20 protein-coding genes are annotated in these 17,176 nt (G+C 41.5%); all 20 read left to right on the plus strand.

The features are described 5' to 3' along the window. The first annotated feature begins 26 nt into the window (after positions 1–26). The 20 genes from recA (at position 27) to rpsG (ending at position 16,991) form a co-directional block, all read left to right on the plus strand. The gene (recA, locus tag MK482_RS01915) at positions 27–1,181 is read left to right on the plus strand and encodes a recombinase RecA (RefSeq protein WP_268717817.1); all 1,155 of its coding nucleotides are present in this window, start codon (positions 27–29) and stop codon (positions 1,179–1,181) included. 114 nt (positions 1,182–1,295) lie between these two features. After that, positions 1,296–2,666: an MATE family efflux transporter gene (locus MK482_RS01920; protein WP_268717818.1), complete on the plus strand. Its 1,371-nt coding sequence runs from the start codon at positions 1,296–1,298 to the stop codon at positions 2,664–2,666. Between the two features lie 96 nt (positions 2,667–2,762). Further along, positions 2,763–3,479: a YebC/PmpR family DNA-binding transcriptional regulator gene (locus tag MK482_RS01925; protein ID WP_023940351.1), complete on the plus strand. Its 717-nt coding sequence runs from the start codon at positions 2,763–2,765 to the stop codon at positions 3,477–3,479. A gap of 176 nt (positions 3,480–3,655) precedes the next feature. Beyond that, entirely contained in the window at positions 3,656–4,126 is a 471-nt protein-coding gene (locus MK482_RS01930) for a MarR family winged helix-turn-helix transcriptional regulator (protein ID WP_101781708.1), read from the plus strand. After that, entirely contained in the window at positions 4,101–5,870 is a 1,770-nt protein-coding gene (locus MK482_RS01935; RefSeq protein WP_268717819.1) for an ABC transporter ATP-binding protein, read from the plus strand. The genes MK482_RS01930 and MK482_RS01935 overlap by 26 nt, the downstream gene beginning before the upstream one ends. Continuing rightward, positions 5,860–7,620, plus strand: a complete 1,761-nt coding sequence (locus tag MK482_RS01940) for an ABC transporter ATP-binding protein (RefSeq protein ID WP_265476485.1) — start codon at positions 5,860–5,862, stop codon at positions 7,618–7,620. Before MK482_RS01935 ends, MK482_RS01940 begins: the two co-directional genes overlap by 11 nt. 95 nt (positions 7,621–7,715) lie before the next feature. Further along, on the plus strand, positions 7,716–8,219 hold the full coding sequence (locus MK482_RS01945; RefSeq protein ID WP_268717820.1) for a phosphatase PAP2 family protein: 504 nt from the start codon (positions 7,716–7,718) through the stop codon (positions 8,217–8,219). A gap of 113 nt (positions 8,220–8,332) precedes the next feature. After that, positions 8,333–8,779 (plus strand): LytTR family DNA-binding domain-containing protein, encoded by a 447-nt coding sequence (locus tag MK482_RS01950; protein WP_020901878.1) that lies wholly within the window; start codon positions 8,333–8,335, stop codon positions 8,777–8,779. Between the two features lie 4 nt (positions 8,780–8,783). Beyond that, positions 8,784–9,458: a hypothetical protein gene (locus MK482_RS01955; protein ID WP_268717821.1), complete on the plus strand. Its 675-nt coding sequence runs from the start codon at positions 8,784–8,786 to the stop codon at positions 9,456–9,458. A gap of 105 nt (positions 9,459–9,563) precedes the next feature. Further along, a complete protein-coding gene (gene rpmB, locus MK482_RS01960; protein ID WP_001140948.1) occupies positions 9,564–9,752 on the plus strand; it encodes a 50S ribosomal protein L28 in 189 nt (62 codons plus the stop codon). 155 nt (positions 9,753–9,907) lie between these two features. Continuing rightward, positions 9,908–10,273: an Asp23/Gls24 family envelope stress response protein gene (locus tag MK482_RS01965; RefSeq protein WP_000216437.1), complete on the plus strand. Its 366-nt coding sequence runs from the start codon at positions 9,908–9,910 to the stop codon at positions 10,271–10,273. 2 nt (positions 10,274–10,275) lie between these two features. Beyond that, positions 10,276–11,943 (plus strand): DAK2 domain-containing protein, encoded by a 1,668-nt coding sequence (locus MK482_RS01970; RefSeq protein WP_125392902.1) that lies wholly within the window; start codon positions 10,276–10,278, stop codon positions 11,941–11,943. A 139-nt stretch (positions 11,944–12,082) separates the two neighbouring features. Then, entirely contained in the window at positions 12,083–12,274 is a 192-nt protein-coding gene (locus tag MK482_RS01975) for a hypothetical protein (RefSeq protein WP_268717822.1), read from the plus strand. Then, complete coding sequence (locus tag MK482_RS01980; RefSeq protein WP_268717823.1) at positions 12,271–12,465, plus strand: hypothetical protein; 195 nt, start codon at positions 12,271–12,273, stop codon at positions 12,463–12,465. The genes MK482_RS01975 and MK482_RS01980 overlap by 4 nt, the downstream gene beginning before the upstream one ends. Further along, entirely contained in the window at positions 12,452–13,336 is an 885-nt protein-coding gene (locus MK482_RS01985; RefSeq protein ID WP_268717824.1) for an ABC transporter ATP-binding protein, read from the plus strand. The genes MK482_RS01980 and MK482_RS01985 overlap by 14 nt, the downstream gene beginning before the upstream one ends. 1 nt (position 13,337) lies before the next feature. Further along, positions 13,338–14,075 (plus strand): ABC transporter permease, encoded by a 738-nt coding sequence (locus tag MK482_RS01990; protein ID WP_268717825.1) that lies wholly within the window; start codon positions 13,338–13,340, stop codon positions 14,073–14,075. Then, positions 14,075–15,172, plus strand: coding sequence for a sensor histidine kinase (locus tag MK482_RS01995; RefSeq protein WP_268717826.1), 1,098 nt, complete (start codon positions 14,075–14,077; stop codon positions 15,170–15,172). The genes MK482_RS01990 and MK482_RS01995 overlap by 1 nt, the downstream gene beginning before the upstream one ends. A 1-nt stretch (position 15,173) precedes the next feature. Continuing rightward, entirely contained in the window at positions 15,174–15,773 is a 600-nt protein-coding gene (locus MK482_RS02000; protein WP_268717827.1) for a response regulator transcription factor, read from the plus strand. Positions 15,774–16,087: 314 nt separating this feature from the next. Beyond that, the gene (gene rpsL, locus MK482_RS02005) at positions 16,088–16,501 is read left to right on the plus strand and encodes a 30S ribosomal protein S12 (RefSeq protein ID WP_001142332.1); all 414 of its coding nucleotides are present in this window, start codon (positions 16,088–16,090) and stop codon (positions 16,499–16,501) included. 19 nt (positions 16,502–16,520) lie between these two features. Next, positions 16,521–16,991 (plus strand): 30S ribosomal protein S7, encoded by a 471-nt coding sequence (rpsG, locus tag MK482_RS02010; RefSeq protein ID WP_000087873.1) that lies wholly within the window; start codon positions 16,521–16,523, stop codon positions 16,989–16,991. The last annotated feature ends 185 nt before the right edge of the window (positions 16,992–17,176 follow it).

The raw sequence follows: 17,176 nt of genomic DNA on the forward strand, positions 1-17,176 counted from the left end.
GGACCATTAGAATGTAGGAGAATAGAATGGCGAAAAAACCAAAAAAATTAGATGAAATTTCAAAAAAATTCGGGGCAGAACGTGAAAAAGCCTTGAATGACGCTCTTAAATTGATTGAGAAAGACTTTGGTAAAGGATCAATCATGCGTTTGGGTGAGCGTGCCGAGCAAAAGGTGCAAGTGATGAGCTCAGGTTCTTTGGCTCTTGACATTGCTCTTGGTTCAGGTGGTTATCCTAAGGGACGTATCATTGAAATCTATGGACCAGAGTCATCTGGTAAGACAACAGTTGCCCTTCATGCAGTTGCACAAGCGCAAAAAGAAGGTGGTATTGCAGCCTTTATCGATGCGGAACATGCCCTTGATCCAGCTTATGCTGTGGCCCTTGGTGTCAACATTGACGAATTGCTCTTGTCACAACCAGACTCAGGAGAGCAAGGTCTTGAGATTGCAGGAAAATTGATTGACTCAGGTGCTGTGGATCTTGTTGTAGTTGACTCAGTTGCGGCCCTTGTCCCTCGTGCGGAAATTGATGGAGATATCGGTGATAGCCACGTTGGTTTGCAGGCTCGTATGATGAGCCAGGCTATGCGTAAACTTGGTGCTTCTATTAATAAAACTAAAACAATTGCCATCTTTATCAACCAATTGCGTGAAAAAGTTGGGGTCATGTTTGGAAATCCAGAAACAACTCCTGGTGGACGTGCTCTGAAATTCTACGCATCAGTGCGTCTGGATGTTCGTGGAAGCACACAAATCAAGGGAACTGGTGACCAAAAAGATACCAATGTCGGTAAAGAAACCAAGATTAAGGTCGTGAAAAACAAGGTGGCTCCACCATTTAAGGAAGCCTTCGTTGAAATCATGTACGGAGAAGGGATTTCTAAGACTGGTGAGCTCTTGAAAATCGCAAGCGATTTGGATATCATCAAAAAAGCAGGAGCTTGGTACTCTTACAAGGATGAGAAAATCGGGCAAGGTTCTGAAAATGCTAAAAAATACTTGGCAGATAACCCAGAAGTATTTGATGAGATTGACCATCAAGTCCGTGTTCAATTTGGTTTGATTGATGGAGAAGAAGCTGCTGAAAGCAAAAAAGATGAAGTAGTTCAAGCAGATTCAGTGAATGAAGAAGTAACCCTTGACCTAGGCGATGAGCTTGAAATCGAAATTGAAGAATAAGCTGTCAAAGTAGTGGAGAAATCCTCTACTTTTTCGATTCTTTGTTCAAGATTTCAGATTGCCTATAGTTTGCTGTTTCTTGTCGCTCCTCTAGAAAGCTGATATAATAGCCTTATGAATAAAAAACGAACAGTGGACCTGATACATGGTCCAATTCTTCCCTCGCTCTTAAACTTCGCCTTCCCAATCTTGCTATCAAATATTTTTCAACAGCTCTATAATACTGCTGATGTCTTGATTGTTGGGCGTTTTCTGGGTCAAGAATCCTTGGCTGCAGTAGGAGCGACGACAGCGATTTTTGACCTGATTGTAGGTTTTACTCTTGGTGTTGGCAATGGCATGGGAATTGTCATTGCCCGTCATTATGGAGCTCGGAATTTCACTAAAATCAAGGAGGCAGTAGCAGCCACCTGGATTTTAGGTGCGCTTTTGAGTATTGTAGTTATGTTGCTGGGCTTTCTTGGTTTGTATCCTCTTTTACAGTACCTAGATACTCCTGCAGAAATCCTTCCCCAGTCCTATCAATATATTTCTATGATTGTGACCTGTGTCGGTGTTAGCTTTGCTTATAACCTCTTTGCAGGCTTGTTGCGATCTATTGGAGACAGTCTGGCTGCGCTTGGTTTTTTGATTTTCTCTGCTCTGGTTAATGTGGTTCTGGATCTCTATTTCATTACGCAATTGCATCTGGGAGTTCAATCCGCTGGACTTGCTACCATTATTTCGCAAGGTTTATCAGCGATTCTCTGCTTTTACTATATTCGTAAGAGTGTGCCAGAACTTTTGCCTCAACTCAAACATTTCAAATGGAAGAAGGCCTTGTACGCTGATCTCTTGGAGCAAGGTTTGGCTATGGGCTTGATGAGTTCAATTGTATCTATCGGTAGTGTGATTTTACAGTCTTCTGTCAATACTTTTGGTGCAGTGATTATTAGTGCTCAGACGGCAGCTCGCCGCATTATGGCTTTCGCCCTTCTTCCTATGACCGCTATTTCTGCATCAATGCCGACCTTTGCTTCTCAGAATCTAGGAGCTAAGCGACCAGACCGCATTGTTCAAGGTCTTCGAATCGGCAGTCGTCTAAGTATGTCCTGGGCAATTTTTGTTTGTGTCTTCCTCTTTTTTGCCAGTCCAGCCTTGGTTTCCTTCTTGGCTAGTTCGACGGATAGCTACTTGGTAGAAAATGGCAGTCTGTACTTGCAAATCAGTTCAGCCTTTTATCCTATTTTGAGTCTCTTGTTGATTTATCGCAATTGTTTGCAGGGCTTGGGGCAAAAAGTCCTTCCTCTGGTTTCTAGCTTTATCGAACTAATCGGGAAAATTGCTTTTGTGGTTATGATTATCCCTTGGGCAGGCTATAGAGGAGTTATTCTTTGCGAACCCCTAATCTGGGTTGCCATGACAGTTCAACTTTATTTCTCACTGTTTCGTCACCCCTTGATAAAAGAAGGTAAGGTTATCTTAGCAGCCAAAGCGCTATCCTAGCTTGATTTGCTAAATAAAATCCATTTCCTCTAGTGAAAATCGAAAAAACTTGTGTTATAATAAGAAAGATTAAAATGTGAAAAAAGGAGATTCCTAATGGGACGTAAATGGGCCAATATCGTAGCCAAGAAAACGGCTAAAGATGGAGCTAACTCTAAAGTATATGCAAAATTTGGTGTAGAAATCTATGTAGCAGCTAAAAAAGGTGATCCAGATCCAGAATCAAACTCAGCCTTGAAATTCGTTATCGACCGTGCTAAACAAGCCCAAGTGCCAAAACACGTTATCGATAAAGCTTTGGATAAGGCTAAAGGAAACACAGACGAAACCTTTACAGAAGGACGTTACGAAGGTTTTGGACCAAATGGTTCTATGCTGATCGTGGATACTTTGACTTCAAACGTTAACCGTACAGCGGCTAATGTCCGTGCAGCTTTTGGTAAAAATGGCGGAAATATGGGCGCTTCAGGTTCAGTTTCATACCTCTTCGATAACAAGGGTGTTATTGTATTTGCAGGTGAAGATGCAGATGCAGTCTTTGAGCAATTGCTTGAAGCAGATGTTGATGTGGACGATGTAGAAGCAGAAGAAGGTACAATCACAGTTTACACAGCTCCAACTGACCTTCATAAGGCAATCGTTGCCCTCCGTGAATCAGGTATCCAAGAATTCCAAGTGACAGAATTGGAAATGATTCCTCAGTCAGAAGTGGAATTGTCAGGCGATGACCTTGAAACCTTTGAAAAACTTTACAGCGTTCTTGAAGACGACGAAGACGTACAAAAGATTTATACGAACGTAGACGGGTTCTAATTTAACCTAGAGAACATGATCCTAAGTGATAAGCTCACTTGGGATTTTTTTAATCAAGAAAATAGTTCTCTAGAAAACTTTTTCTTGACATCTCTTTTCAAAGTGGTAAAATAGTTCTCATGGAAACTTATTTAGTTCCTAGGAGAACTAAATGTGATAGTTAGAAAGGAGTTAGTATGGATAAACCGATGTTAGTCTTTAAGCGTTTTGGTCATCAGATTCACCTGATGGTTCAAAAGGAAGCCAAGCGTTGTGGTATTGAATTTATGGGTGGACCTCAAGGTCAGGTTATGCGTTTTTTGGATAATCGTGAGAAAAACCAAGACTTGGTCTTGATTAAAGATATAGAGCAGGAACTCAATATTACCAAGTCTGTTGCTAGTAATTTGGTCAAGCGTATGGTGCAAAATGGTTTGGTGGAGTTGGAGGCGAGTCCTGTTGATAAGCGGGCTAAGTTTGTTCGTCTGACGGACAAATCGCGTTCTCAAGTGCAACAGGTTAAGGCCTTTTTTGAACGAATAGACAAGCAGTTGATGGAAGACATTGATGAAGATGAATTACTGATTTTTGAGAAAGTTCTCGGTCAACTACAGGAAAATATCAAGGGAATAGGAGGAGAGAATGAAGAAATTAGCCAAACGAATTAGTAGAAAAGAATGGGGGATGATTTTACTTGCCATTCTCTTTACTTGCTTTTCGGTCTATCTAGAGTTGGAAGTACCGACCTATATCTCTAAAATCACTGATTTGCTTGGAACTCAGGGAACCAACTTGGATGAGTTATGGAAGCCAGCAGGTATGATGGTGGGAATGTCCTTTCTGGCCTTCTTGTCCGCAGTTGCAGTTGGTTTTTTTGCGTCCAGAGTGGCTGCTTCATATACTAGTAGGTTGAGAAGTGATATTTTTAACCGAGTTTTGGATTACTCGCAGACAGAGATTAATAAATTCTCTATTCCCAGTCTTTTAACTCGTACCACCAATGACATTACTCAAGTTCAAATGTTGATTACCATGGGCTTGCAAGTAGTTACGCGTGGTCCGATTATGGCTATCTGGGCTATTGGGAAGATTTTAGGCCATTCAGAATACTGGCTCTGGGCCGTACTTGTGGCGGTGATTGTCAACGTTTTGATGACGACAGTCTTGATGACGCTAGCCTTTCCAAAACAGTCCTTGATTCAGGGGCTGACAGATAAACTGAACAGTATCACTCGTGAGAGTTTAACAGGTATTCGTGTCGTTCGCGCCTACAATGCTGAAGAATACCAAAATGAAAAATTTGCAGCAGCAAATGATGAATTGACACGCTTGAATTTGTTTGTCAACCGTCTTATGGCTATTTTGAACCCTATCATGATGGGGATTTCAAGTGGTTTGAGTGTGGCGATTTACTGGATTGGGGCCTATGTGGTTAACGATGCTGCTCCTATAGCGCGTCTGCCTCTCTTTAGTGACATGATTGTTTTCATGTCTTATGCCATGCAGGTTGTCATGGGCTTCCTTCTCATGGGAGCACTCTTCATCGTTCTTCCCCGAACTATGGTCTCTGCTAAGCGGATTAATCAGGTTTTAGATTTGCATTCTTCTATCCAAAACCCTGCTCAAGTGCAGTTGGCTGATGAAACTCTTAAAGGTCAGGTCGAGTTTAAGGATGTGACTTTCCGCTATGCGGCAAATTCGGAGGCGGTTGTTGAACATGTTAGCTTTAAAGCAGAAACTGGTCAAACAGTGGCCTTTATTGGTTCAACAGGTTCTGGTAAATCAACTCTGGTCAATCTGATTCCACGTTTCTACGACGTATCAGCAGGAGAGATTTTGGTGGACGGTATCAATGTTCAAGACTATGACTTGAATGATTTGCGCAACAAGGTTGGTTATATTCCTCAGAAAGCGGTTCTCTTTTCAGGTGATGTCAAGGACAATTTAGACTTTGGACAGAGTCAAGAATCACCACTTAGTGAGCAAGCTATGTGGCAAGCCTTGGAATTGGCCCAGTCTAAGAACTTTATCGAAGACAAGGAAGCGAGCTTAGCGTCAGAAGTGGCCCAAGGAGGAACCAACTTCTCAGGTGGTCAAAGACAGCGTCTGGCAATTGCGCGTGCCTTGGCTCGGAAACCAGAAATCCTCATCTTTGATGACTCCTTCTCAGCCTTGGACTACAAGACAGACCGTGTCCTACGCCAAGAGCTAGCAGAGAAAACCAAGTCTATGACTAAGCTCATTGTCGCACAGCGTATTTCAACAATTATGGATGCGGATTTGATTTTGGTCTTAGATCAAGGAAAAGTCGTGGGACAAGGCACCCACCAGAAACTTCTAGCTGATAACGAAGTTTACCAAGAAATTGCCTATTCACAACTATCGAAGGAGGAATTGGAACATGGGAAATAAAAAAATGTCTCTTTGGAAACAAAGTAAACCCTATCTTGCAGGTCTCCAGTTTGCCCTTCTGATCGCCTTTCTAGCAACAATCGTATCCAATATCATTACTGTTTATGGCCCAACCCGCATCAAGGAAATGACTAATATCATTGCCAGTGGTCTGGAAACAAGTGTGGATGTCGCTGCGGTTGCAGCTATTGGTAGTTTTTTAGCCGTCATCTATGTGATTGGACTTTTATCAAATTATTTGCAGGCCTTTCTGTTTACATCAGCCATTCAACGTTTTTCAGAGCGTTTGAGAACAGCTATTGCAGATAAAATCAATCGCCTACCATTGAGATATTTTGATGGACACTCTCAAGGGGATACCTTGTCTCGTGTAACCAATGACGTTGACACTGCAGCCCAGTCCCTCAATCAAAGTCTAGGAACAGTTCTCTCATCTAGTTTACTGGTCGTGGCGGTCTTAGTAACCATGTTTGGCATGAACTGGATTTTAGCTTTGGTGACGGTTGTTTCAACTCTCATTGGTTTTGCTTTCGTGTCTGTCTTTATGGGCAAATCACAGGGATTCTTTAAGAGTCAGCAACAGGATTTGGCAGCTGTCAATGGCTATGTGGAAGAAATGTACTCTGGCCATAATGTGGTAACCAGTTACAATGCTATTGAGAGCACCAAAGAAGAATTTGCGACATTAAACCATCGTCTGTATGACAGTATCTGGAAATCTCAGTTTATTTCAGGGATTATGATGCCGATTATGATGTTCATTGGGAACTTTAGTTATGCCTTGGTGATTATCGTTGGCGCAGCCTTGGCTCTGAATGGTCAGATTAGTATCGGGATTATCGTTGCCTTTATGGCCTACGTTCGTATCTTTTCTCAGCCTCTTTCACAAATTGCCCAAGGGATTACTAGTCTTCAGCAGGCTAGTGCGGCCATGGGACGTGTCTTCGAATTCTTGGGTGAAGAGGAAATGGAAGATGAATCCCATAAAGAAAGACAATTGAGCGATATGAAAGGTCAAGTGGTCTTTGATCGAGTTTCCTTTGGTTATACACCAGAGCGAACGATTATTCATAACTTTTCTGCGACAGCTCATGCAGGTCAAAAAGTTGCCATTGTCGGACCGACTGGGGCTGGTAAGACAACTATTGTCAATCTTTTGATGAAGTTCTATGAGATTGATAAGGGAAGTATCCGCATCGATGGCGTGGATACCAAGGCTATGAAGCGCTCAGAAGTACACGATGCCTTTTCAATGGTCTTGCAAGACACCTGGCTCTTTGAAGGTACTATCCGAGACAATCTCATCTATAACCAAACAGGTATTAGTGATGAGCGCGTGATTGAAGCCAGCAAGGCTGTAGGGATTCACCATTTTATTATGACCCTACCAGATGGTTACGATACCGTCTTGGACGATACAGTGACCTTATCTGTCGGACAAAAACAACTCTTGACTATTGCTCGTGCTTTGCTGAAAGATGCACCACTCTTGATTTTAGATGAGGCGACCTCTTCGGTTGATACACGGACGGAAGAATTAATCCAGAAAGCTATGGATCGTTTGATGGAAGGCAGAACTTCCTTTGTCATCGCCCACCGCTTGTCTACTATCCGAAATGCTGATCTGATTCTTGTCATGAAAGATGGCAATATCATCGAGCAAGGCAATCATGATGAGTTGATGGCACAAGGAGGCTTTTATGCTGACCTCTACAACAGTCAGTTTACGGAAGACGAAGCAGAAGAATAAATCGAAAGAAGGCTTGACGGCCTTCTTTTTCTGCACTATACTAGAAGACAAGTGCTTCCCTATAAGCAAAATGTGAGTAAGTGATGAGAAAATATATGAAAAATTATCAAGAATGGTATAACCATATTGCTGGTAAGATTGAAAATAAGCCTATCTTTCTGAGTTTGTTAAGAACTTTTAATCGGTTCATGACCGTAGTTATGCCTATAGTTTATCTGACCTTGTTAGTCGCCACCTATTTCCAAGAAGGACTTGGGAAACAAATCTGGATGTATTTTTTTGTCCCTGCGTCAGGTTTTGTGATGTTGTCCCTTCTCCGTAAGAAACTCAATGCTCCTAGGCCTTATGAGGAATGGGATATTAAACCCTTGCTTGACAGAGATAGTCCGGGTCAGTCTATGCCCAGTCGTCATGTCTTTTCAGCAACCATTATCTCCACGGCTTGCTTGCATGCTAGTCTAACTATGGGGATGATTTGTTTGACATTATCAGCCTTCCTAGGTCTAGTGAGAGTCTTAGGGGGAGTGCATTATCCCAAGGATGTAGTGGTTGGCTATATGTATGCTCTTGTGTGGGGTGTGCTTTTCTTTCTATGTTGACCTGTAAGTTAAGGTGGCCATACAACCACTTACGGGGTTAAAGTAACCACTTGCTTTTTTGCTCTTGTTTTCTTATTTTGGCTTTGATATAGTAGAGTCAGAAAGGAGATGGAATGAAGTTACGAATCGAAATTGACAGCAATTTAGAGGAAACTGAAATTGTCATCAAGGCAGCGGCTTTGACAGATGAGATTGCGGATTTACAGCGCCTCTTGCAAGAATCCAAGTCTCCTAGGTTGATTTTTTACAAGGGGACGGGTGAATATTATCTGGACTTGTCGGAAATTCTTTTCTTTGAAACAGAGGGGAACAAGATTTACGCCCATACCCAGAAAGATGCCTACGAGGTTCGACTTAAACTCTATGAGTTAGAGTCTATCCTGCCCCGTTATTTCAGTCGAGTATCCAAGTCGACCATTGCTAATATTCGTCAGGTTTACTCGGTGGACAAGTCCTTTTCAGGAACGGGCACCATTTCCTTTTATCAGACTCACAAGGAGGTTCATGTGTCACGGCATTACCAATCCCTCCTAAAAGAAAATCTAAGAAACATGAGGTAAGAAGATGAAAAAGAAAGCATTTGGTATTGTATTGCTTATTTTGGCGGCTTTAGTATTATTGCAGGGGAATTTTGGAATCCCTTCTCTGGGAGGGCAAATTTTGCCCTTGATTGGTATTGGATTTTTTGCCTATCAATCAGTTGGAGCTTTGTTGCGTCGTCACTTAACTTCAGCCTCTTTTACAGCTCTAGTAGCCTTAATGATTGCTAACCACTTTTATGGCATTTTACCAATTCCCAATCAGTCATTGTTCTGGGCAAGTATTTTAATCGTAATGGGTGTCAGCGCACTCACTCATTCTAACAGAACTTGGAATGGGAAAAAATGGTGGTATGATGGTGAAAAGACCATTCTTTCAGATAAGGAAGTCGCTTTTGGAAGTGGGACTTTCTACAAGCAAAATCAAGAATTGGTAGAAGACCAAGTAGAAGTTGGTTTTGGGAATGCCAAGATTTATTATGACAATGCAGAGATGTTGGGAGATAGCGCAACCTTGAAGATAGAAGTCGGTTTTGGGAATGCAGTTATCTATGTTCCTCAACATTGGAGAGTTGATTTAAAGGTAGAAACTTTCTGTGGCGTAGCCAAGGCAGATACTCCTCTAGCCCCAACCAGCAAAACCTTGATTATCCGTGGAGATGTGGCCTTTGGGAAGTTGGGAATTGTCTACGTTAAATAAAAAAATATTCCAATTCCCTTGCAAAAATGAAGAAAGTGTGATAACATAGTACGGTATGTGGTGCTAGCACATCCGCTATATTAGATCTAATAGGAGGAAAACACAATGGCTAAAGTATGTTACTTTACAGGTCGTAAGACTGTATCAGGAAACAACCGTTCACACGCGATGAACCAAACAAAACGTGCCGTAAAACCAAACCTTCAAAAAGTTACTGTTCTTATCGATGGTAAACCTAAAAAAGTTTGGGCTTCAGCTCGTGCTTTGAAATCAGGTAAAGTTGAACGCGTTTAATAATAAAAGTAAGGAGACCTCAGGGTCTTTTTTCTTTTGTTGTGGGTATAAAATCATTTGAAAAACGGAGTAAATATCCGCTGATACAGTATTCTGCTTTTACACTTGGGCTGAAATATGATAAAATAGAGTATCAACTAGTTGAGGTAAAAAGGATGACTGTAAAAATTAATACAAAAGATGGTCAAATCGAACTAACAGATGAAGTGATTGCAACCGTCGTAGGTGGCGCAGCAACTGAGATTTTTGGTGTGGTCGGTATGGCTAGTAAAAATGCCCTCAAAGATAATTTCCAAGCCCTTCTAGGTAAGGAAAATTATTCCAAAGGTGTCGTCGTAAAAGCGGCCGAAGATGGCAGTATTGCAGTTGATGTATATACCGTGTTGAGCTACGGAACAAAGATTAGCGAAGTGTCAAAAAACATTCAAGAGCGTGTTCGTTTTAGTTTGGAAAACCAACTTGGAATTACTGCTCAGACTGTAAATGTCTACATTCAAAATATCAAAGTTGTAGGAGAATAACCGTGTCAAAAATTACTACTAGCTTATTTCAAGAAATGGTGCAGGCTGCATCAACTCGCTTGAATAAGCAAGCTGAATATGTCAATTCATTAAACGTCTTCCCAGTTCCAGATGGAGATACTGGAACAAACATGGGAATGACCATTGAAAATGGAGCTAAAGAAGTTGCAGACAAGCCAGCTTCTACAGTTGGCGAGGTAGCGAGCATTCTTGCTAAAGGTCTTTTGATGGGGGCGCGTGGAAACTCAGGAGTTATTACGTCTCAGCTTTTCCGTGGATTTTCACAAGCCATCAAGGATAAAGACGAGTTAACAGGTCAAGACTTGGCCCTTGCCTTCCAATCAGGTGTGGAAGTTGCCTATAAGGCCGTTATGAAACCAGTTGAAGGAACGATTTTGACAGTTTCTCGTGGTGCTGCTATCGGTGCTAAGAAAAAAGCTGAGCAAACAGATGATGCTGTTGAAGTCATGCGCGCAGCCTTGGAAGGTGCTAAAACAGCTCTAGCTAAAACACCAGACATGCTTCCAGTATTGAAAGAAGTTGGCGTTGTGGATTCAGGTGGTCAAGGACTGGTATTCATCTATGAAGGTTTCCTTTCAGCCCTTACTGGCGAATATATTGCATCTGAGGACTTTGTAGCGACTCCTGCCAACATGAGTGAAATGATCAATGCAGAACATCATAAGTCTGTGGCTGGTCATGTAGCGACTGAGGACATCACCTTTGGTTACTGTACTGAAATCATGGTAGCTCTCAAGCAAGGTCCAACCTATGCTAAAGATTTTGACTACGATGAATTCCGTAACTACTTGAATGAACTTGGAGATTCTCTCCTCGTTGTTAACGATGATGAAATTGTCAAAGTCCATGTCCATACAGAAGATCCAGGACTTGTTATGCAAGAAGGTCTCAAATATGGTAGCTTGGTCAAGGTAAAAGTTGACAATATGCGTAACCAACACGAAGCACAGGTTGAGAAAGAAGCTGCTCAAGTTAGCAAACCAGCTGAAGAAAAAGAATATGCTTTGATTGCTGTGGTGGCTGGTAAAGGTTTAGCAGATATCTTCCGTTCTCAAGGTGTGGATTATGTTATCGAAGGCGGTCAAACCATGAACCCTTCAACAGAAGACTTTATCAAGGCTGTTGAACAGGTCAATGCTCGTAACATTATCTTCCTACCAAACAACAAGAACATCTTCATGGCAGCTCAATCTGCAGCAGAAGTTTTGGAGCAACCAGCAGTAGTGGTGGAAGCTCGTACTTTGCCACAAGGTTTGACAAGTCTTCTCGCCTTTGATCCAAGCAAGTCCATCGAAGAAAACCAAGAGCGTATGACTGTAGCTCTTAGCGATGTCGTTAGCGGAAGCGTCACAACAGCTGTGCGTGATACAACAATCGATGGTTTGGAAATCCATGAAAACGATAATCTTGGTATGGTTGATGGGAAAATTCTTGTGTCAAACCCTGACATGCACCAAACCTTGACAGAAACATTGAAACATATGTTGGATGAAGATAGTGAGATTGTAACCTTCTATATCGGTGAAGACGGAAGCGAAGAACTTGCCAATGAAATTGCCCAAGAAATCGCAGAAGAATTCGAAGACGTTGAAGTAGAGATTCACCAAGGCCAACAACCAGTTTACCCATACCTATTTAGTGTGGAATAAAAATTTAATAGATTAAAAAGAAAGTTGATTTTGCAACTTTCTTTTTTTATGACATTTGTCATATCTCTTCATGACAGAAGCTTCTAGTGATTCTACCTTCAAAGAATTATACTAGATGTATCAAGTGGAGGAAGAAAAAATGAAACATAAAGTAATTGTCGCAGTGAGTTTAGTAGCAGCAGGAGTCATGACTTATCTCATGTTCTCAGGATTGGATGAAGATTTCTATCATTTTCCTTGGGAGCTATTTGCAGGATTTGGAATGATGTCCTGGCTTATCCGAGAAGGTTTGAAATTAGTTTCAGATGTGAAAAAGGAGTTTGAAAAATGAAAAAAGCGTTTCTCTATCTTTTTATTGGACTATCACTAGTGGTATGGTTGGTAGAAATGTTTACAGGTTGGTTTGATCAAGCCTTCCTTCACCAATTCATCCGTGGTGCCTTGGGACTAGGATTTATGATTTTTATCGCCTTTCCTATGGGAATGGAGTGGCTGAAAGGAGAATATCATGGACATGATTAAGGTTCAAGGATTACATAAAAACATCAAGGGAAAGGCTATTTTGAAGGATATTTCCTTTGAGGTAGCTGAAGGTGAATGCGTCGCCTTGATTGGGCCCAATGGTGCTGGGAAGACCACACTCTTGGACTGTCTGCTTGGAGATAAATTGGTCACAAGCGGTCAAGTATCCATCCAAGGCTTGTCAGTGACGAGTTCTCAGTTAGACTATATTAGAGGTTATCTGCCTCAAGAAAATGTCATCGTTCAGAAATTAAAGGTCAAAGAGTTGGTTGCTTTCTTTCAAAGCATTTATCCAAATCCCTTGAGCAACCAGGAAATTGATCAACTATTGCAGTTTGACCAGCAACAGAAAGAGCAATTCGCAGAAAAATTGTCAGGCGGGCAAAAGCGTCTCTTCTCTTTTGTCTTGACCTTGATTGGGCGACCAAAGCTTGTCTTTTTAGATGAGCCAACTGCTGCCATGGATACTTCAACTCGTCAACGCTTTTGGGAAATTGTTCAGGAACTAAAAGCTAAGAGAGTTACCATTCTCTATTCCTCCCATTATATCGAAGAGGTAGAGCATACAGCGGACCGAATCTTGGTCTTGAATAAGGGAGAGTTGATTCGCGATACAACACCTCTAGCCATGCGCAGTGAGGAGATTGAAAAGCACTTTATTCTTCCTCTAGCATACAAGGAAGTCATTGAGCAGTCTAACTTGGTTGAAAACTGGTCACAAAAACAAGATGCTTTGCAAGTAGTTACACGTGAAGCGGATGCTTTTTGGCAACTGTTAGTGCAAGCAGGATGTAGGATTCAAGAAATTGAAGTCAATAATCGTAGCTTGTTGGATACAATCTTTGAAGAAACACAAAAGGGAGATGACTAAGATGAAACGATGGATCGCACTAAACAAGATAGAATTTCTATTGACCAAACGACAATTAGTCTATTATCTATTATCCGTAGGGATGCCGACAGCCTTCTATTTATTCTTTTCAGGCATGTACCAGGACACACCAGATGGACCGGCTAATTTTATGCGCGACTACCTCATCTCCATGACGGCTTTTTCCATGATGTCGACAGCTATGTTTTCATTCCCAGCTGTTTTACATACCGATAAAATCAACAACTGGCAGAAAACATTGCGCCATACTCCGGTAAATATGGTAGAATATTATCTATCAAAGATAACAAGTATGATGGTTGATTATCTGGTCTCAATCCTGGTTGTTTTCTCAGTTGGGCACTTGGTAAGAGGTGTGGATATGCCTTTAGGAAGCTGGATTGGGGCTGCGTTCTTGCTGATAGTAGGAAGTGTAGCTTTTGTAGCGCTTGGCTTGACCTTGACACTCTTGCCTTCTAGTCAGCTGATGTCTGTCGTGGGCAATCTTCTCTATCTAGGCTTGGCTGTTTTAGGGGGACTCTGGATGCCCATCTCTTTATTTCCAGACTGGATGCAAGCAATCGGGAAGTGCCTACCAACTTATCAGTTGATGGAGTTGCTCAAGACCTTCTTAAATGAGGGTAGCATCAATTTATCAGCCACAGTTTATCTACTTGTTTTTTCAGTAGTTTTGTTTGGTTTGACCATTTACCTTCAAGGTCATAAGGAGAATGCTTAATGCTTGAAAGACTGAAAAGCATACATTATATGTTCTGGGTCAGTTTAATTTTTATGATTTTCCCCGTCCTACCTGTAGTGACTGGGTGGCTTCCTGTCTGGCATTTATTGATTGATATTCTATTTGTAGTGGCGTATTTGGGTGTTTTAACAACTAAGAATCAGCGCCTATCTTGGCTTTTCTGGGGCATCATGCTGGTCTATGTAGCTGGGAACACTGCCTTTGTTGCTGTAAATTATATCTGGTTCTTCTTTTTCCTTTCCAATCTCTTAAGTTATCATTTTGGTGTACGTAGTTTTAATTCTTTACATGTCAGGACTTTTCTCCTTGCTCAAGTCCTTGTTGTGGGGCAACTTTTGATTTTTCAGGAAGTTGAAGTTGAGTTTCTAGTCTATCTGCTTGGAATTATCACTTTTATCGATTTAATGACTTTTGGCTTGGTTCGGATTCGTATTGTGGAGGATTTGAAAGAAGCTCAGGCTAAGCAAAATGCGCAGATAAATCTATTGCTTGCTGAAAATGAACGCAGTCGTATCGGTCAAGATTTGCATGATAGTCTGGGGCATACCTTTGCTATGATTAGTGTTAAAACTGATCTAGCCTTGCAGTTATTTCAAATACAGGCTTATCCACAGGTGGAAAAGGAATTAAGAGAAATACAGCAAATTAGCAAAGAATCAATGCGTGAAGTGCGAACTATTGTGGAAAATCTTAAGTCTAGAACTTTGACATCCGAACTAGAGACTGTGAAAAAGATGTTAGAAATTGCTGGAATTGAGGTTGAAATAGCTAATCAACTAGATACAGCTAGCCTAACTCAGGAATTGGAGTCAACGGCTTCCATGATTTTGCTTGAATTGGTGACTAATATCATCAAACATGCCAAAGCTTCTAAAGTCTACTTAAAATTAGAACGGACAGAGAAAGAACTCATTCTAACAGTGAGAGATGATGGCTGTGGCTTTACTTCTATAAAGGGGGATGACCTCCATACAGTTCGAGATCGTGTTCTTCCATTTTCGGGAGAAGTAAAGGTAATTAGTTGGAAACAACCGACAGAAGTTCAGGTTCGACTACCTTATAAGGAGAGAAACTAAGATGAAACTACTTGTTGCAGAAGATCAAAGTATGTTGCGAGATGCCATGTGCCAGTTGCTCACGCTTCAACCAGATGTAGAGTCTGTCTTTCAAGCCAAGAATGGGCAAGAAGCAATCCAACTATTAGAAAAGGAGTCTGTAGATATCGCCATCCTTGACGTAGAAATGCCTGTTAAGACGGGCCTCGAAGTCTTGGAGTGGATACGAGCAGAAAAGCTTGAAACAAAGGTGGTTGTGGTGACGACCTTCAAGCGTCCTGGGTATTTTGAACGTGCGGTCAAGGCTGGAGTAGATGCTTATGTATTAAAAGAAAGAAACATTGCAGACCTCATGTATACCTTGCACACTGTCCTCGAAGGAGGCAAGGAGTATTCGCCTGAATTGATGGAAGTGGTGATGACGCATCCCAATCCATTAACAGAGCAAGAAATCGCAGTTTTAAAGGGAATCGCTCAGGGCTTCTCTAACCAAGAAATTGCAGATAAACTTTATCTATCCAACGGAACAGTCCGAAACTATGTCACTAATATTCTTTCGAAACTAGATGCAGGTAATCGAACAGAGGCAGCTAATATCGCGAAAGAATCTGGTTGGTTGTGATACTATCATATCTCGAAAACCCTTATGTGCTAAAATTGATGGGATTGAATGGAACAATACTAACTTTAGGAGGGTGGGATTCCTCCTTTTTCTTTTTTTAGGGAGCACTACAAAAGAGCTAAAATTAACAATAAAAAAGAAAAATATCTTGACAACCAATGGAAAATTTTGTTACAATAATAGACGGTACTTTTTACTTTTGGTCTCTCAAGAGTGTACAGGGACGTGCTGACAAATGTTGCAAAAGTACACACAGATGATAGCTGTCACCAAGTGTATCATCACCAAAAATAAAAAAACACAGGAGAATGTAGATGCCTACAATTAACCAATTGGTTCGCAAACCGCGTAAATCAAAAGTAGAAAAATCTAAATCACCAGCTTTGAACGTTGGTTACAACAGTCATAAAAAAGTTCAAACAAACGTTTCTTCACCACAAAAACGTGGTGTTGCAACTCGTGTTGGAACAATGACACCTAAAAAACCTAACTCAGCCCTTCGTAAATTCGCTCGTGTACGTTTGAGCAACCTTATCGAAGTTACTGCCTACATCCCAGGTATCGGACACAACTTGCAAGAGCACAGCGTGGTGCTTCTTCGTGGTGGACGTGTAAAAGACCTTCCAGGGGTACGTTACCATATCGTCCGTGGTGCACTTGATACTGCAGGTGTTAACGATCGTAAACAAGGCCGTTCTAAATACGGTACTAAACGTCCAAAAGCATAAGGAAAGGGGATAAAGAGAAATGAGTCGTAAAAATAGAGCTCCAAAACGTGACGTATTGCCAGATCCGCTTTACAATTCACAACTAGTTACTCGTCTTATCAACCGCGTTATGCTTGATGGTAAACGTGGTACAGCTGCTTCAATCGTTTACGGTGCTTTTGAGCAAATCAAAGAAGCTACTGGTAACGATGCACTTGAAGTATTTGAAACAGCTATGGAAAACATCATGCCTGTACTTGAAGTACGTGCACGTCGTGTCGGTGGTTCTAACTACCAAGTCCCAGTTGAAGTTCGTCCAGAACGTCGTACAACACTTGGACTTCGTTGGTTGGTAACAATCGCTCGTCTTCGTGGTGAACACACAATGCAAGACCGTCTTGCAAAAGAAATCTTAGATGCTGCTAACAACACTGGTGCAGCTGTTAAGAAACGTGAAGACACTCACCGTATGGCTGAAGCTAACCGTGCATTCGCACACTTCCGTTGGTAATATAGGATGCGAAAGCGTTAAGAAAGTCCCAGAGAAAATAGGGAATCAAAGCAGGTTGCGATTGCAACCAATGAGATTCATCTTTTTCTCCAGACTTTTAGCTTGAGCTCAACTCAACTAACTTGAGCTTTTAGCCCGAGTTCGATTCAATTTGTAAATCTACAAGTTGAAACCAACAATAGCAT

Source organism: Streptococcus mitis, assembly GCF_026782865.1.
GTDB lineage: Bacteria > Bacillota > Bacilli > Lactobacillales > Streptococcaceae > Streptococcus > Streptococcus mitis_CG.